Raw genomic sequence first — 17,119 nt, forward strand, 5'->3', positions numbered from 1 at the left:
TGAGCGCGGTAACCGTCGGGGGCGAGGGTGCCGCGGTCGTGGAACGACGTGGGCGGGAAGGAGGGGACACCGTGCGCCATACCGTCCTTGAGGCGTCTCGCCACGGCGGCGCTGCCGTCTCCTCCGGTGCCGGGACCCACCCTCGCCCATCTCCCCATGTAGACGGCATCCACGTATGAGAACGAAGGCTAGAGGGGTGAACAAGGGGCGTCAATGGGACCGACGAGAGGGACCACGCCCCAGGCCGGGCAGCTAAATGCGCGCTGCTACCCACCCCTCCAAACACCCAAACGCAAGAGTGACTTAGATCACAGCTTCCTCACTCCCGTTGCGCTGCCCCCGCTTGATACAAATTGCCCGCGCGTTCTCGTCCGTCGACGGTCGTCGCCCCCCATCACCTCTTTTCGCACCGTCCCTTTCGCACGCCCTGGGAACGCCCGTGTACGCCCCTCGCACCACCCCCTGGCCCCTCGTCGCCCTTTTCACGGCCGGGTACCTCGCCCCGTATCTGCTGCCGACCACTGTCGGACGGCTGGAACGCGGCCTGGATCTGACGCCCACACAGGCGGGGGCCGTCGGCAGTCTGCTGCTGCTCAGCTCGGCAACGGCCGGGTTCCTGCTGGCCTCCCGCGTCGAACGGACCGGCGCGCGCACCCTGGCCCGGCTGGGTCTCGTCCTCGCCGCCGTCGGCTACGGCGGGGCAGCCCTCACCACCTCCGTCCCGGCCGTCGTCGCCGGCGCCGTCGTCGGCGGATTCGGGTCGGGCACGGCCACCACGGTCGCGGCGACCCGGATCGCCGCGGAGAAGGACCCCCACCGGGCGTCCACCCTGGGCCTGCTGAGCGTGTCCGCGCTGGCCGGCGCCGTCTACCTGACGGTGCCGCACCTGCCCGGACACGGGCTCACCCTGGCGGCCATCGCCCTCACCGCGCTCGCGGTGTGGCCGCTGACGGGGCGGCTGCCCGGAGGTAGGGCGGGCACGGCGGGGCAGGCCGCGGTCGAGCCGGCGGAGGCCGACGGCTCGGGCGCCGGGCGTCTGCCGCACCGGCGTTCGGGCATGGTGCTGGCCGGGGCGATGCTGCTGTGGTCGCTCGCGCAGAACGCGCTGTGGGGAGTCAGCGGGCGCATCGGCGTCGGTCAGGCGGGTCTGTCCGAGCCGACCGTGGGCGTGGTCTTCGCGGTCGCGCTGGGCGCGGGACTGCTGGGTGTGCTGGGCGCGGGGGCGCTCGGCTCGCGGCTGGGGCGGGCGCTGCCCATCGGGGGCGGGACCGTCGTCATCGCTTGCTGCATCGCGCTGAGCGCTTCCGCGACCGGGCTGGGGAGTTTCGCCTCCGGGGAGATCGCCTGGAACACGTTCTATCCGGTGGTGCTGTCGTACCTGATCGGGCTGGCCGCGTCGCTGGACCCGCGGGGGCGATGGGCCGTGCTGGTGGGGTCGGCGTCGGCACTGGGGACCGCGGCGGGACCGCTGACCGGGAGTGTGCTGTCGGCCCAGGCCGGGTTTCCGGTGATGGGCGCGGTGCTGGCGGTGGGGCTGGTGCTGGTCGCCGTGCCGATGACGGGGGTCGCCCTGCATGCGGGCGGACGGGCGTTGCTGCCGGGGGCCGTGCGGAGGCGGGGCGGACATCCCGCGGCTGTCCTCGCCGCGACGACGGGGACACCGTCGGGGGTGGTGCCGGAGGTCGGCGCGCCGGAGCAGCCTGTCGTCGAGATTCCGCTCGACGGTACGGCCGTTGCCGCCCAGGGCGCGTACGACACGGCTGCGGCCACGCGGGCACCGGGTGCGATGTGAGGTACGTGGAGACAGCCTCGGCCGGCTGAGCCCACCCTCCCCCACTCTCGGCTGCGCTCGAGCGGCGGTACCCCCCATCGTCCCTGGGGGTACCTCCCAGGCCCTTGAGGCACTGGGGGAGGCACGAATGCCCGCAACGGCAGCTCCCCCAGGGGCGCGGGGAACTGCGCGACCAGCCACCGACCACCCGCACCCGGCGCTGCGTCGGAGGCACCTCAGGGGCGCGGGGAACTGCGCGACCAGCCACGCACGACCCGCACCCGGCGCTGCTCAGGCGCCGCCGCGCCCACCCTCCCCCACCGCGCTGGGGGCAGCTGCCAGGCCCTCAGGGCACTGGGGGAGGCACAGCTGCCCGCAGCTACGCCCGGCGTTTGGGGAGGGGGACCCTCTGGAGGTCTCTCGCCACCGTCAGCTCCGCCTCGTAGCCCGCTGCCCGCGCCTGGCGTTCGAATTCCTCCGGGTCCGTGTAGCGCTGGCTGAAGTGGGTCAGGACCAGATGACGTACGCCCGCTTCGCGGGCGACCCTCGCTGCCTGGCCCGCCGTCAGGTGGCCGAACTCGACCGCCAGGGACTCGTCCTCGTCGAGGAACGTCGACTCGATCACCAGCATGTCGCAGCCCTCGGCGAGCGCGTACACGCCGTCGCACAGCCGGGTGTCCATGACGAACGCGAACCGCTGTCCGCGCCGGACCTCGCTGACGTCCTCCAGGGCGACGCCGTTCAACGAGCCCTCGCGCTGGAGGCGGCCCACGTCCGGTCCCTTGATGCCGTGCGCGGCGAGCCGGTCGGGCAGCATGCGGCGGCCGTCGGGTTCGACTATCCGGTAGCCGTACGCCTCGACCGGGTGGGAGAGGCGGCGTGCCTCCAGCGTGTAGCCGGAGGCGCGGACGAGCGGTCCGTCGGTGTCGACGGGCGCCTCCAGCAGGGCGACGGTCTCCCGGTAGGCGGTCGCGTACCGGAGCCGGTCGAAGAACCGCTGACCGGAGCGCGGGTAGTGCGCGCTCACCGGGTGCGGCACCTTGTCGAGGTTGATGCGCTGGATCACCCCGGCGAGCCCCAGCGAGTGGTCGCCGTGGAAGTGGGTGACGCAGATCCGGTTGATGTCGTGGGCGGCCACCCCGGCGCGCAGCATCTGCCGCTGCGTGCCCTCGCCGGGGTCGAAGAGGAAGCCTTCGCCGTCCCAGCGCAACAGGTAGCCGTTGTGGTTGCGGTGCCGGGTCGGGACCTGGCTGGCGGTGCCGAGCACCACCAGTTCACGGACGGACAAGGCGGCCTAGCCGGGGGGCCACTCGAGACCGCGCCCGCCCAGGACGTGGGCGTGCGCGTGCCACACGGTCTGGCCGGCGCCGCTGCCCGTGTTGAACACGGTGCGGTAGCTCTCCAGCTTCTCCTGGTCCGCGACGGCCTGCGTCTCGCGCAGCACGTCCGCGGCGAGCTCGGGCGCCGCGGCGGCGAGCGCCGCGGCGTCCCTGTGGTGCGCCTTCGGGATCACCAGGACATGGGTGGGCGCCTGGGGGTTGATGTCACGGAACGCGACGGTCGTGTCCGTCTCCCGCACGATCGTCGCCGGGATGGTGCCCGCGACGATCTTGCAGAACAGACAGTCGTCCTGAGGTTCCCCTGCCATACGCCCTCCTCGGCCCGGCGATCTTCCCTACCCGGGCATGCTACCGATCCTCCCGCGCGCCGTCGTGCCTCCCGCAGTGCCTCGAGGCCGGGGAGGCGCCCCCGCCGCGCGCGGTCACGACAGCTGCGGCGGCACCTTCGCCGGGGTCGTCCCCAGCGCCTCCAGCGCCAGCCGCACCGCCTCGTCGAGCTGGACGTCCCGCCCGGCCGCGTGGTCCTGCGGGCGCTGGACGACCTCGACGTCCGGGTCGACGCCGTGGTTCTCGACGTCCCAGCCGTAGCCCTCCAGCCAGAAGGCGTACTTGGGCTGGGTGACGAGCGTGCCGTCGACGAGCCGGTAGCGGCTGTCGATGCCGATGACGCCGCCCCACGTGCGGGTGCCGACGACGGGGCCGATGCCGAGCGCCTTGATCGCCGCGTTGACGATGTCACCGTCGGACCCGGAGAACTCGTTGGCGACGGCGACGACGGGTCCCCGGGGCGCGTCGCGCGGGTAGCTCTCGGCGCGCATGCCGCGCGGCAGGTCCCAGCCGACGATCCGCCGGGCCAGCTTCTCCACCACGAGCTGCGAGGTGTGGCCGCCTCGGTTCTCCCGCACGTCCACGACCAGGCCCTCGCGCAGCACCTCGACGCGCAGGTCGCGGTGGATCTGCGCCCAGCCGGGCGCCTGCATGTCGGGGACGTGGATGTAGCCGAGCCGGCCGCCGGACTTCTCCAGCACGTACGCCCGCCGGCCGGCGACCCAGGCGTGGTAGCGCAGCGGCTCCTCGTCGGCGAGCGGTACGACGACGGCGTGCCGCGGCTCGCCCCCGCCGGCCGGTGACACGGTCAGCTCGACGGGCTTGCCGGCCGTGCCCACCAGCAGCGGCGCGGGACCGGTCACCGGGTCGACGGGCTGTCCGGCGACGGCGACGATCGCGTCGCCGGGACGGATGGCGACGCCGGGTGCGGCCAGCGGGGAGCGGGCCTCCGGGTCGGAGGTCTCGGCGGGCAGGATGCGGTCCACCCGCCAGTTGCCGTCCTCGTGCCGGGAGATGTCCGCGCCGAGGAGTCCCTGCCGGGCCCCGCCGCCGGAGCCGCCGCGCGGCGTGACGTAGGCGTGCGAGGTGCCGAGTTCGCCGTGCACCTCCCACAGCAGGTCCACCAGGTCGTCGTGGGTGGCCAGCCGGTCCAGGACGGGCCGGTAGCGGTCCAGGACCCCGTCCCAGTCGACGCCGCTCATGTCGGGACGCCAGAAGTTGTCCCGCATGATGCGGCCGTTCTCGTCGAACATCTGCCGCCACTCGGCGGACGGGTCGACGAACTGCCGCACCCGCGCCAGGTCGACGGTGATGTTGCTGTCGCTGTCGTCGTCGGAGGAGGCGCGCCGGTCGCTCGGCACGACCTTGAGCCGCCCGTCGGTCCACAGCAGCACCCGCTTGCCGTCGCCGCTGACCTCGAAGTGGTCGGCGTCCACGGCGAGGTGCTCGAGGCGCTGCTGGGCGAGGTCGTAGCGCTCCAGGTCGGTCTTGGGGTCGGGGTCGTCGGGCGTGGCCCGGGACGCCCCGAGCACGCCGCGCACCGGGTGCCGCAGCCACAGCACGCCGTCCTTGGCTGCGCGCAGGTTGCTGTAGCGGGCGGCCTCGACCGGGAACGGCACGATGCGGTCGGCGAGCCCGTCGAGGTCGATGCGGGTGGTGGGGGTGCCCTCGCTGTCGGGGGTTTCGTCCCGGTCGGGGGTCTCGAAGGGCCGCCCGTGCCGCTGCGGCCCGAACGGCGAGGGTGTGGCCGCCGCGAGCGTGATCAGGTACGGCCGTACGCCCTCGACGAAGGCCAGGTCGAAGACGTGTTCGTCGTAGACCGGGTCGAAGGAGCGGGTGGACAGGAACGCGAGGTGCTTGCCGTCGAGGGTGAAGGCGGGCGCGTAGTCCTGGAAGCGCAGCGGGGTCGCCTCGGTGACCGACAGGTCGGTGGTGTTGGCGAGTTTGATCTGGCTGAGCGGGCGCGGGCCGGGGTGGGACCAGGCGAGCCAGGTGGAATCTGGCGAGAAGACCAGCCCGGAGACGTCGCCGTCCTCACTGCGGTCGACCTCGCGGACCTCGCCGGTCTCCCGCTCGACGAGCAGGAGGCGGCCGTCGTGCGAGGCGATCGCGGCGCGGCTGCCGTCGGGCGCCATCGCCAGCTCGACGACCCGGCCGAGCTGTCCGGCGGCCAGCCGGCGCGGGGTGGCGCCGGGGGCCGGTCCGGTGGCGGGGGCGAACTCCAGGGCGTCGTCGCCCTCGGCGTCCGTCACCCACACCACCCATTCCTCGCCGTCCGCGCGGAAGGTGCGCGGGCGCCGGGCGCGGACGCCCGGGGTGGCGGCGAGGGCGCGGGCTGGGCCGGAGCGGTGGGTGACCCAGTGGACGGTGCCGCGTACGCAGACGGCGCTGCCGCGCGCGGTGTGGTCGGGGGACGCGGAGCCGAACCAGCGGGCCGCGTTCACCGGGAACGGCTGGAGGTCGACGCGCTGCCCGCCGAGCCGGACGTCGAGCCGGCGCGGCTCGGCGGTGTCGAGGCCGTCGAGGATCCACAGCTCGCCGGCGCTGGAGTACACGACCCTGTTGCCGTCGGTGGCCGCGTGACGGGCGTAGAAGCCCTCCAGAGGGGTGTGGCGGCGCAGGTCGGAGCCGTCGGCGAGGGACGAGTACAGCGCGCCCGTGCCCTCGTGGTCGGAGAGGAACGCGATCCTCTCCCCCACCCACAGCGGGTACTCGATGTTCCCGTCGAGGTCCTCGTGCAGCCGGACGAACTCGCCGTCGTCCTCCCGGTCGATCCACAGCTTGCCCGCGGTGCCGCCCCGGTACCGCTTCCAGCTGGCCGCCTCGCGGCCCATGGTGGCGGACAGCAGCACGGTGTGCGGGCCCGCGGCGATGTCGCCGACCGGTCCGTACGGCAGGGTCTCGGCGGGCCCGCCGTCGAGCGGCACGGCGCGTGCCCAGGTGCGGCGCAGGCTGGCCTGGCCGTACGTGCTCAGTGCGAGGACCCGGCCGTCCGCGGTCCAGCCGCGGACCTGGGTCCTCACGCTGCCCCAGTGGGTGAGCCGCCGGGCGCGGCCGCCGTCGACGGGGGCGACGTGCACCTCGGGGGCGCCGTCGCGGGTGGAGGTCCACGCGACGGTGGTGCCGTCCGGGGAGATCCGTGGATGGTTCACCGGCACGTTGTCCGCGCTGACCCGCCAGGCGCGGCCGCCGTCGAGCGGGGCGAGCCACACGTCGTCCTCGGCGGTGAAGGCGACCAACTCGCCGTGCAGGTGCGGGAAACGGAGGTATGCGCTGGATGCGACCGATGCAGGCTGTGTCACCCGATCACCCTATGGGCGCGCGTGCGGTCCGGCCAGAGGTTCCGGATCACTTGCCCTCGACGGGGCGACAGGACGGGTACTGGTCGCACCACACCGTCGTGGTGACGGTCACGGTGACGGTGGGCCGCGGCCCCTGCCGGGTCGGCTCGCCCACGCGGGGCGGGCTCTTGGAGTCGCAGTCGCCGAGGCCCTCGACGCGGAACACCTGCCGGCCGTCCACCTTCGCGGTGATGTCCCCGCGGACACAGGCGTTGTTGACGGCGTGGGTGACCCGTCCGGTGACGGTGATCTCCTTGCCGCCCTCGGTCTCGCCCTCGCAGTCGACCGAGGCGGCGGTCTCCTCCGAGGCCGGCGACGCGGACCTGTCCCGGTCCCCGAGGGAGGCGGTGCAGGTGAGCCAGCGGACCTTGTCCTTCTGGCGGTTGAGCTCCTTGGTCACGGTCCCGTCGGTGGTGAGCGCCACGGCGGCGGAGCTGATGCCGCCGCCTTCGCAGGCGGTCACGCCCGTGACCGCGGCCACGGCGAAACCGGCGGCAAGCGCGAGCCGCCGCCCTCGTGTTCCCCGCGGGAACCTTGTCGTCGCCCCCATGGACGGCAGCGTGCCACTGCCGCTCGCGCGGCGGTAGGGCGCATTGGGCCACGTGCGATTTCCAGCCCCTCCGGCGTTCGAGGAGCGGGGCCCGGGGCGGGGCCCCGGGGCCTCAGGACCAGCGGCCGGTACGGCCGAGCAGCAGCGCCGCGGCGGCCGTACCCGCCGTGGACGTCCGCAGCACGCTCCGCCCCAGGCGGTACGCCCGCGCCCCCACGCTCTCGAACAGCGCCAGCTCCTCGGGCGACACCCCGCCTTCCGGTCCGACGACCAGCACGATGTCTCCCGTGTCCGGCAACGGGGCCGACGCCAACGGCGCCGTTCCGGATTCATGCAGCACCGCCGCGAACCCCGCTTCGGCGAGAAGTGAGGCAACCCCCTTGCTCGTCGCCGCGTCCGCGACCTCCGGGAACCGCACCCGGCGCGACTGCTTGCCCGCCTCCCGTGCCGTGGCCCGCCACTTCGCGAGGGCCTTGGCGCCCCGGTCGCCCTTCCACTGCGTGATGCAGCGCGAGGCGGACCACGGCACGATCGCGTCGACGCCGACCTCGGTCATGGTCTCCACGGCGAGCTCGCCCCGGTCGCCCTTGGGCAGCGCCTGCACGACGGTCAGCCGGGGCGTCTCCACCCGCTCCTCGACGACCTCGCCGAGCCGGACGATCAGCCGCTCCTTGCCCTCGGTTCCGTCCACCTCGCCGGAGGCCCAACGGCCCGCGCCGTCGGTGAGGACGACCTCCTCGCCCGCCCGCAGCCGCTTCACGGCGACGGCGTGCCGGCCCTCGGGGCCGTCGAGGACGTAGCGGCCGGTGCCGTGCGTGTCGAAGTCGTCGACGACGAAGACGGGAGCGGTCATCGGGCGCCTCCGGCCGACAACGCTGTCCGGGCGGCGGCCAGTTCGGCGACCAGGACCCCCACCAGCTGTCCGGCGGGCAGTTCGCGGGCCATCCGGTGGCCCTGCCCGGCCCAGAGGGCCAGTCCCTGCGCGTCCCCGGCCTTGGCGGCGGCCTTGCGCAGGGGCGCTGTGAGGTGGTGGACCTCCGGGTAGGCGGCGGGCGCGTACGGCCCGTGCTCGCGCAGGAAGCGGTTGACCAGGGCGCGCGCCGGGCGGCCGGTGAACGCGCGGGTCAGCTCGGTGCGGGCGAAGAGGGGGTTCGTGAGGGCCTGCTTGTGCAGGGCGTGCGCGCCGGACTCGTGGGCGGCGACGAAGGCGGTGCCCAGCTGCGCCGCGCTCGCGCCGGCCGCGCACACGGCGGCGATCTGGCCGCCGCGCATGATGCCGCCGGCGGCGACGACCGGGATGCCCACGGACTCACGGACCTGGGCGACGAGGGACAGCAGTCCGATGCCGCTGCCGTCCGTCTCGGGGACGTCCCGGTGGGTGCCCTGGTGGCCGCCGGCCTCGACGCCCTGGGCGATCACCACGTCCGCGCCGGCCCGTTCCACGGCGCGCGCCTCCTCGGCGGTCGTCGCGGTGACGAAGGTGAGGGTGCCGACGCGGTGCAGCGAGTCGATCACCTCGCGGGCCGGCACGCCGAAGTGGAACGACACGACCGGCACGGGGTTGTCGAGCAGCACGGCGAGCTTGGCGTCGTAGCCGTCGTCGCGGCCGCTCTCGGGGTCGCCCAGCTCGGTCTCGTACCAGGAGGCCTCGCCGGCCAGCTGGTGGGCGTAGACGTCGACGGCGGCGTTGGAGGGCGCGGTGTCAGCCGCTCCGGCGGAGCCGGTGCTCGCGCCGGGGGTCTCGGGCTGGGGCAGGAAGAGGTTGACGCCGAAGGGGCGGGAGGTGAGTCCCCGCAGTTGCTTGATCTCCTGGTACATCCCGTCCGCGGTCTTGTACCCGGCGGCCAGGAAACCGAGCCCGCCCGCGTCGGACACAGCGGCGGCGAGCTGCGGCACCGATACGCCGCCCGCCATGGGCGCCTGCACGATCGGGTGCGGGAAGAGATCGGTCAGTACGGAGGACATGACCGCATGTTGTCACGTCCCCCGACCAACTCCGAATTGGCCCTTCCCCTTGGCATAAGCCACTTTTCGCCGGGCCGCCGACGAGGTCGGCGGCCCCCACGCGGGGAACGGATCGGCGCCCGTTGAACGCGTCCTTCAACCGCGAGAACAACCCCTGCCGCCCGGGCCGACCGTGCCCACCCGGGGGACGACCCCCGGACCCCCGGCAGCAAGACCCGACCGCGCCCCCGGCGTACACCGCTCAGCGCCCGTTGAACGCGTCCTTCAACCGCGAGAACAACCCCTGCTGCCCGGGCTGGAACTGCCCCGTGGGCCGTTCCTCGCCGCGCAGCTTGGCCAGCTCGCGGAGCAGGCGCTCCTGCTCCGGGTCCAGCTTGGTCGGGGTCTGCACCTCGACGTGCACGATGAGGTCGCCCCGGCCGCCGCCGCGCAGGTGGGTGACGCCCCGGCCGTGCAGCGGGATCGACTGGCCGGACTGGGTGCCGGGCCGGATGTCGACCTCCTCCAGGCCGTCCAGTGTCTCCAGCGGCACCTTGGTGCCGAGCGACGCCGCGGTCATCGGCAGCGTGACCGTGCAGTGCAGGTCGTCGCCGCGCCGCTGGAACTGCGAGTGCGGCAGCTCGTGGATCTCCACGTACAGGTCACCGGCGGGGCCGCCGCCCGGGCCGACCTCGCCCTCGCCCGCCAGCTGGATGCGGGTGCCGTTGTCGACACCGGCCGGGATCTTGACCGTGAGCGTGCGGCGGGAGCGGACCCGGCCGTCGCCCGCGCACTCCGGGCAGGGCGTGGGCACGACCGTGCCGAAGCCCTGGCACTGCGGGCAGGGGCGCGAGGTCATGACCTGGCCCAGGAAGGACCGGGTGACCTGCGAGACCTCACCGCGGCCGCGGCACATGTCGCAGGTCTGCGCGGTGGTGCCCGGCGCGGCGCCCTCGCCGCTGCACGTGGTGCAGACGACGGCCGTGTCGACCTGGATGTCCTTGGTCGTGCCGAAGGCGGCCTCGTCCAGCTCCACCTCGATCCGGATCATCGCGTCCTGGCCGCGGCGGGTCCGCGAGCGCGGTCCGCGCTGCGACGCCGTGCCGAAGAACGCGTCCATGATGTCGGAGAAGTTGCCGAAGCCCCCGGCGCCGAAGCCGCCCGCGCCGCCGGCGCCGCCGGCCTGCGAGAGCGGATCGCCGCCGAGGTCGTAGACCTGCTTCTTCTGCGGGTCCGACAGCACCTCGTAGGCGGCGTTGATCTCCTTGAACCGCTCCTGGGTCTTCGGATCCGGATTGACGTCCGGATGCAGCTCGCGGGCGAGCCGCCGGAAGGCCTTCTTGATCTCTTCCTGCGACGCGTCGCGGCGTACGCCGAGTACGGCGTAGTAGTCCGTGGCCACCTATGACTCCGCCAGGATCTGTCCGACGTACCGTGCCACTGCGCGTACCGCTCCCATCGTTCCGGGGTAGTCCATGCGGGTCGGTCCGACCACGCCGAGCTTGGCGACAGCCTCGCCGCCCGAACCGTAGCCGACCGACACGACGGACGTGGAGTTGAGTCCTTCGTGGGCGTTCTCGTGACCGATCCGTACGGTCACACCCGGATCCTGCGCCTCGCCGAGCAGCTTGAGGAGCACGACTTGCTCCTCCAGCGCCTCCAGGACGGGCCGGATCGTGAGGGGGAAGTCGTGGCCGAAGCGGGTGAGGTTGGCGGTACCGCCGATCATCAGCCGCTCCTCGTTCTCCTCGACGAGCGTCTCCAGGAGAGTGGAGAGCACCGTGGAGACCGTACCGCGGTCGTCGGCCTCGAAGGCCTCCGGGAGGTCCTCCACCAGACTCGGCACATCGCTGAACCGGCGGCCCGCGACCCGGCTGTTGAGCCGCGCCCGCAGGTCCGCCAGGGACGCCTCGCCGAACGGCGCGGGGCAGTCGACCATGCGCTGCTCGACCCGGCCGGTGTCGGTGATCAGCACCAGCATCAGCCGCGCCGGGGCGAGGGCCAGCAGCTCCACGTGCCGCACCGTCGAACGGGTCAGCGAGGGGTACTGCACCACGGCGACCTGCCGGGTGAGCTGCGCGAGCAGCCGCACCGTGCGGGCCACGACGTCGTCGAGGTCGACGGCGCCCTCGAGGAAGTTCTGGATGGCCCGCCGCTCGGGCGGACTCATCGGCTTGACGCCGGCCAGCTTGTCGACGAACAGCCGGTAGCCCTTGTCGGTGGGGATGCGCCCGGCACTGGTGTGCGGCTGGGCGATGAAGCCCTCCTCCTCCAGGGCCGCCATGTCGTTGCGCACGGTGGCCGGGGAGACGCCGAGGCTGTGCCGCTCGGTGAGGGCCTTCGAACCGACGGGCTCCTCGGTGCCGACGTAGTCCTGGACGATCGCGCGCAACACCTGGAGCCTGCGTTCACTGAGCATCGCGCACACCTCCAGCTGGCTTCCGCCCGGTAACGACCCTGGCACTCTTCGCACGCGAGTGCCAGACTTCCCCGGCCCAGTGTACGGCCGGGGGGTACGACGTCGGCAAGGCCGGTCCGCGCGGCTGTGCCGGGTGACGTCGTCCCCGCTAGCGTCCCGGTCATGACCGTGACTTGGGAAGAGTCGGGATGGGAGCAACTGGCGCCGGGGGTCGGGCGGCGCCGGCTTCCGGGGTGGGACTGCACCGCGGGGCTCGTGCTGGGCGCGGAAGGCGTTCTGGCCGTCGACGCGGGCTCGTCCCTCGCCGAGGGCGCGCGGTTGCGGACCGAGGCGCGGGAGCTGACCGGCCGCCGTGTGACGCATCTCGCGCTCACCCATCCCCACTTCGACCACGTGCTCGGGGCGCCGGCGTTCGCGGACGCGGAGGTGTACGGCGCGGTCGGCCTGGACGTGGCGCTCGCCGGGCGGGGGCGGGAGGAGCTGCGGGCGGACGCGGTGCGCTGGGGTCTCGACCCGGCGGCGGCCGACGAGGCGGTGGCGGCGCTGGTCCCGCCCCGGCACGCGGTGTCCGGCGAGTGGACGCTGGACCTGGGCGGCGGCCGCCAGGCGCTGCTGGCGGACGTGGGTCCCGGTCACACCGCGTACGACCTGGCGGTGCTGGTGCCCGGCGACCCGGGGGTGGTGTTCTGCGGCGACCTGGTCGAGGAGTCGGACGAGCCGCAGGCGGGCCCGGACGCCGAGCCGTCCCGCTGGCCGGCCGCGCTGGACCGGCTGCTGCGGCTGGGCGGCGAGGACGCGGTGTACGTCCCCGGTCACGGCGCGGTGGTCGACGCGGCGTTCGTGCGGGCCCAACGGGACGCGCTGGCGGCGCGGTTCGGCGTGTCGGAGTGATCGCCGTTCGGGTGTTCCTCGTATCGTCGGCAGAATGCGCCAGTACTCCGCCGATCTGACCCCTCCGTGGAAGAAGCCGCAGTCCGTCCCCGAGGTGCCGGCCGAGCCGGGCCTCGTGGTGGAGGAGCCCGGCACCGGGTTCTGCGGCGCCGTGATCCGCTGCGAGGCCGGCACGGTGACCCTGGAGGACCGCTTCGGCAAGCACCGGGTGTTCCCGCTGGAGCCGCGCGGGTTCCTGCTGGAGGGCCGCGTGGTCACGCTGGTCCGCCCCTCCTCCGGCCCGGCCCGCCCCACCCGCACGGCGTCCGGCTCGGTCGCCGTCCCCGGCGCGCGGGCGCGCGTCGCCCGCGCGGGGCGCATCTACGTCGAGGGCCGGCACGACGCCGAGCTGGTCGAGAAGGTGTGGGGCGACGACCTGCGGATCGAGGGGGTGGTCGTGGAGTACCTGGAGGGCGTGGACGACCTCCCGTCGATCGTCGAGTCCTTCGCGCCCGGGGCCGACGCGCGGCTGGGGGTGCTGGTGGACCATCTGGTGCCCGGCACGAAGGAGTGGCGGATCGCGCAGGGCGTGACGAGCGAGCACGCGCTGGTGGTCGGACATCCGTACATCGACATCTGGGAGGCCGTGAAGCCGGCGTCGGTGGGGATCGAGGCGTGGCCCCGGGTGCCGCGGGGGGTGGACTGGAAGACGGGGGTGTGCGAGGCGCTGGGGTGGCGGGTCGCCCACACCGGTGAGGCGTGGCGACGGATCCTGGACTCCGTCCGCTCCTACAAGGATCTTGAGCCTCAGCTGCTGGGGCGGGTGGAAGAACTGATCGACTTCGTGACGGCCCCGTCGTGACACCGGTTTCCTCGCCCCCGCCGCCCTTCCCGCCCCGGACCCCGCTCCCCAAACGCCGGAAGGGCTGATTTCAGCCCTTCCGGCGTTTGAGGACGAGGCCCGCCAGGGCCGACAAGGGGGGGCCTGGGGGCGCAGCCCCCAGGGTCGGGACGGGAAAGGGCGGCGGGGGCGAAAAACCTGTGGTCAGTCGACCAGGTCACGGACCACGGCGTCAGCCAACAAGCGTCCCCGCAGGGTGAGGGCCGCTCGGCCCTCGGCGAAGGGCTCGGGACGGAGCAAGCCGTCCGACAGCGCACGGTCGGCAGCCGCCCGCCCCTCCGCCCGGAGGAGATCCAGCGGCACCCCGTCCCGGAGCCGAAGCTCCAGCAGGATCCGCTCGACCCGCCGGTCCTCCGAGGACAGCACCTCCCGTCCCGCCCCGGGCGACCGCCCCTCCGCCAGCGCCGACGCATACGCCCCCGGATGCTTCACGTTCCACCACCGCACCCCGCCCACGTGCGAGTGCGCCCCGGGCCCGGCCCCCCACCAGTCGGCGCCCCGCCAGTACAGCTCGTTGTGCAGACAACGCCCCGCCTCCGAGGTCGCCCAGTTCGACACCTCGTACCAGGAGAAGCCCGCCCTCGACAGCATCTCCTCGGCGATGAGGTACCGATCGGCGTGGACGTCGTCGTCCGTCATCGGCACCTCACCCCGCCGGATCCGCCGGGCCAGCTGCGTGCCCTCCTCGACGATCAGCGCGTAGGCGCTCACATGGTCGGGGCCCGCCCAGGTCGCCGCGTCCAGCGAGGCGCGCCAGTCGTCGTCGGACTCACCGGGCGTGCCGTAGATCAGGTCGAGGTTGACGTGGTCGAACCCGGCCGCCCGCGCCTCGGCGACGCATGCCTCGGGCCGGCCGGGGGTGTGCGTGCGGTCGAGGACCTTCAGCACGTGCTGCCGGGCGCTCTGCATGCCGAAGGAGATCCGGTTGAAGCCGCCGGCCCGCAGCTCGGCGAGGTAGGCGGGGTCGACCGACTCGGGGTTGGCCTCCGTCGTGACCTCGGCGTCCGGCGCCAGTCCGAACTCCTCGCGGATCGCGCCCAGCATCCGCACCAGGTCGCCCGCCGCGAGCAGGGTGGGCGTGCCTCCGCCGACGAACACCGTGCGCACCGGGCGGGGGTCGTCGCCGAGCGCCTTGCGGGCCAGCCGGATCTCGTCGACGAGGGTCTCGGCGTAGTTGTCGCGGGAGGCCAGTACTCCGCCGGTGCCGCGCAGCTCGGTCGCGGTGTAGGTGTTGAAGTCGCAGTAGCCGCAGCGGGTCGCGCAGTACGGGACGTGCAGGTAGAACCCGAGGGGGCGGTCGGCCGCCCCGGCGAGCGCGGACGCGGGCAGCGCGCCGTCGGCGGGGACGGGCTCGCCGTCGGGGAGTGCGGAAGGCATGTGCTCCATTGTCCCGCACCGCGCGCGATTCCCTGCCTGGCCCTCACTCCGCCTGGAGCACCAGCAGCGCCATGTCGTCGGCCGGGGGCCGCGCCCCGAACTCGTGCACGAGCTGGGTGATCCGGTCCGCCACCGCCCCGGCCTCCATCCCGGCGCAGCCCGCGAGCGCCCGGGCCAGCCCGTCCCCGTCGTCGAACTGCCGGGACCCGGAGCGCCGCTCGGTGACCCCGTCGGTGACGCACAGCAGGGTGTCGCCGGAGTACATCTCGAAGGTCTCGCCGGTGTACCCGGCGTCCTCGACCACCCCGAGCAGCGTCTGAGGCTGGGCGACGGCCCGGACACGGCCCTCGGGGTCGAGGAGCAGGGGCAGGGGGTGCCCGGCGGAGGCGAGGGTGCAGCGGACGCCGCCCTCGAAGGGCACCAGCTCGCCGTAGAGGAGGGACAGGAATCGGGTCTGGGGGCCGTCGCCGGGGGCGGTGGGGCGTGCGCCGGCCGCCACCAGCGCGCGGGCGGCGGCGTCCGCGGCCTCGGTGGCGTCGTCGAGGAGGAGCTGGTTGAGCCGGTCCAGGACGTCGGCGACGCGGTAGCCCTCACGGGCGAGCAGCCGTAGCCAGGGGCGGACCAGGCCGATGACGACGGCCGCCTCGGGGCCCTTGCCCTGGACGTCGCCGACGGCGAAGCACCAGCGTCCGTGACCGGCCGGGAAGAGGTCGTAGAAGTCGCCGCTGGGGCCGCCCTTGTCGCAGGGTTCGTGGACGAGGGCGCTGCGCACGCCGGGGATCTCGGCGACCGCGCCGGGCAGCAGGCCGCGCTGGAGCACGGCGCTGATGGTGGCCTGGCGGGCGTACTGCCGGGCCGCCCCGATGGCGAGCGCGACCCGCCGGCCCAGGTCCTCCACGAGCCCGGTGATCTCGTCGGGGAAGCGGCCGATGCCGCCGCGCCCGATCACCAGCGTGCCGAGCGGGCGGCCCCCGGCGACGAGCCGGTACGCGAGCGCGGCCCCGGCGCCCTCGACACCGTCGGTCACCTGGGCGTCCCCGGTTCCCGCGGCGTCGAGAACCGGCCACGGATACGGCAAGGGCCCGGTGCCGAGCGGGTCGTCGGTCCGGGGCGGCGGCGTGCGTTCGAGCGCACGGCTCAGCTCCTCCACCAGATGCTCGCCGGCGTGCCAGACGCGGGCGAGGCGGCCTCCCGCGCCGGGCCGTCCGCCGTGCGCGGTGGCCTCGTCCTCCAGCCAGACCGCGCACCAGTCGGCGAGCCGCGGCACGATCAACTGGCCGGTGAGGGAGGCGACCAGGTCCTCGTCCAGCTGTCCGGCGAGCAGGTCGGACGCCTCGGCGAGGAAGGACAGCGCGCCCCGGCCCAGCCAGGCGCCGTCGCGCCCGGGGCGGCGTGCCAGCCAGTCGTCGCCGTAGGAGGCGGCACGCCAGGCGTCCCGGGGGGCGTCACGCGGGCCCTCTCGGGGTCCGTCGTGGCCGCGCGGGGCGAGGGGGTCGAGCGGGTCGGAGGCGAGGAGTGCGGCGGCGCGCAGGTCCCGCGCGGAGGCGCGCTCCCCGGCGTACGCGGCGGGCGGGTCGGCGGGCGCCTCCCCACGGGTCGGCAGCCGCGCCCACACGGTCTTGCTGCCGGCCCGGTAGGTGACGCCCCAGGACTCGGCGAGCGCGGCGACCAGGCGCAGGCCGCGCCCGTATTCGGGGATGTCGTGCGCCGGCGCCTCCGCGGCGTCGTCGCGCGGGGCGCGGGACGGGTGCAGGTCGGCGACCTCGACGACGAGCGCGCCGGTGTCCTCCCGCCGGCAGGTCAGCCGCACCTCGGTGCCGGCGTGCACGACCGCGTTGGTGACCAGTTCGCTGGCGACCAGGGCGGCGTCGTCACCGACGCGGCCGGTGAGGAGGTCGGCGCCGTCCGCCGAGGACTGTGCCCACTCGGTGAGCGCCTTGCGCAGCATCGCGCGTGCCGAGCCCGGCGCGAGAGGGCTTCCGGACAGCGTCGCCTCCACCCGCGTGCGCCCCTGCGCGTCTGGGGCGCACGAGGTGGTCTCCCGTTGGGTCGGAATGGCCCGCATGGGCAGCTCCCCGGGCAGTTCGTACGAAGAGAACTCGATCGCTTGCCGACAGAGTGACAGAACGGACCCGCCCATAAGCGTGGAGTCACGAAAGTGGAGCGCTTGTCGGGGGAACGGTGCTCCACGTTCGGTCAGGAACGACCCCGCGACCGCTCGCTTTCGGTCACCCGAGGATCAGAAGTGGTGGGCCCGCGCCGCTCGGCGCGGGCCCGTA

The 17,119-nt window shown here is 74.1% G+C and carries 13 protein-coding genes; 3 read left to right on the forward strand and 10 right to left on the reverse strand.

Annotated features, from left to right (window positions below):
- Window positions 1-439 precede the first annotated feature (439 nt).
- On the forward strand, window positions 440-1,792 hold the full coding sequence (locus MTR79_RS27495) for an MFS transporter (RefSeq protein WP_086703126.1): 1,353 nt from the start codon (window positions 440-442) through the stop codon (window positions 1,790-1,792).
- Between the two features lie 358 nt (window positions 1,793-2,150).
- Here the strand turns inward: MTR79_RS27495 and MTR79_RS27500 are convergent, their stop codons facing one another.
- The 8 genes from MTR79_RS27500 to hrcA form a co-directional block, all read right to left on the reverse strand.
- Entirely contained in the window at window positions 2,151-3,059 is a 909-nt protein-coding gene (locus MTR79_RS27500) for a ribonuclease Z (RefSeq protein ID WP_189365915.1), read from the reverse strand.
- A gap of 6 nt (window positions 3,060-3,065) precedes the next feature.
- Entirely contained in the window at window positions 3,066-3,419 is a 354-nt protein-coding gene (locus MTR79_RS27505; RefSeq protein ID WP_048460283.1) for a histidine triad nucleotide-binding protein, read from the reverse strand.
- Window positions 3,420-3,533: 114 nt separating this feature from the next.
- Entirely contained in the window at window positions 3,534-6,740 is a 3,207-nt protein-coding gene (locus MTR79_RS27510) for a S41 family peptidase (protein ID WP_244792179.1), read from the reverse strand.
- A gap of 46 nt (window positions 6,741-6,786) precedes the next feature.
- Window positions 6,787-7,329: a hypothetical protein gene (locus MTR79_RS27515; RefSeq protein WP_244792180.1), complete on the reverse strand. Its 543-nt coding sequence runs from the start codon at window positions 7,327-7,329 to the stop codon at window positions 6,787-6,789.
- 112 nt (window positions 7,330-7,441) lie between these two features.
- Window positions 7,442-8,182, reverse strand: a complete 741-nt coding sequence (locus MTR79_RS27520) for a 16S rRNA (uracil(1498)-N(3))-methyltransferase (protein ID WP_086703121.1) — start codon at window positions 8,180-8,182, stop codon at window positions 7,442-7,444.
- Window positions 8,179-9,294, reverse strand: a complete 1,116-nt coding sequence (locus MTR79_RS27525; RefSeq protein WP_244792181.1) for a nitronate monooxygenase — start codon at window positions 9,292-9,294, stop codon at window positions 8,179-8,181. The genes MTR79_RS27520 and MTR79_RS27525 overlap by 4 nt, the downstream gene beginning before the upstream one ends.
- A gap of 241 nt (window positions 9,295-9,535) precedes the next feature.
- Window positions 9,536-10,675, reverse strand: coding sequence for a molecular chaperone DnaJ (gene dnaJ, locus MTR79_RS27530; RefSeq protein WP_048460288.1), 1,140 nt, complete (start codon window positions 10,673-10,675; stop codon window positions 9,536-9,538).
- The gene (gene hrcA, locus MTR79_RS27535) at window positions 10,676-11,692 is read right to left on the reverse strand and encodes a heat-inducible transcriptional repressor HrcA (RefSeq protein WP_189365912.1); all 1,017 of its coding nucleotides are present in this window, start codon (window positions 11,690-11,692) and stop codon (window positions 10,676-10,678) included.
- Window positions 11,693-11,854: 162 nt separating this feature from the next.
- On the opposite strand from hrcA, the gene MTR79_RS27540 reads away from it, so the two are divergent.
- On the forward strand, window positions 11,855-12,583 hold the full coding sequence (locus MTR79_RS27540; RefSeq protein ID WP_244792182.1) for an MBL fold metallo-hydrolase: 729 nt from the start codon (window positions 11,855-11,857) through the stop codon (window positions 12,581-12,583).
- 34 nt (window positions 12,584-12,617) lie between these two features.
- Window positions 12,618-13,424 carry a DUF3097 domain-containing protein gene (locus MTR79_RS27545; protein ID WP_244792183.1) on the forward strand — a complete coding sequence of 269 codons (807 nt, stop codon included), beginning with the start codon at window positions 12,618-12,620 and terminating at the stop codon, window positions 13,422-13,424.
- 183 nt (window positions 13,425-13,607) lie between these two features.
- Here the strand turns inward: MTR79_RS27545 and hemW are convergent, their stop codons facing one another.
- Both hemW and MTR79_RS27555 read right to left on the reverse strand, forming a co-directional pair.
- On the reverse strand, window positions 13,608-14,840 hold the full coding sequence (gene hemW / locus MTR79_RS27550) for a radical SAM family heme chaperone HemW (RefSeq protein WP_244792184.1): 1,233 nt from the start codon (window positions 14,838-14,840) through the stop codon (window positions 13,608-13,610).
- Window positions 14,841-14,883: 43 nt separating this feature from the next.
- Window positions 14,884-16,905 carry an ATP-binding SpoIIE family protein phosphatase gene (locus tag MTR79_RS27555; RefSeq protein ID WP_244792185.1) on the reverse strand — a complete coding sequence of 674 codons (2,022 nt, stop codon included), beginning with the start codon at window positions 16,903-16,905 and terminating at the stop codon, window positions 14,884-14,886.
- Between the last annotated feature and the right edge of the window lie 214 nt (window positions 16,906-17,119).

Source organism: Streptomyces sp. BJ20 (assembly GCF_022869105.1).
GTDB classification, from domain to species: domain Bacteria; phylum Actinomycetota; class Actinomycetes; order Streptomycetales; family Streptomycetaceae; genus Streptomyces; species Streptomyces griseoincarnatus.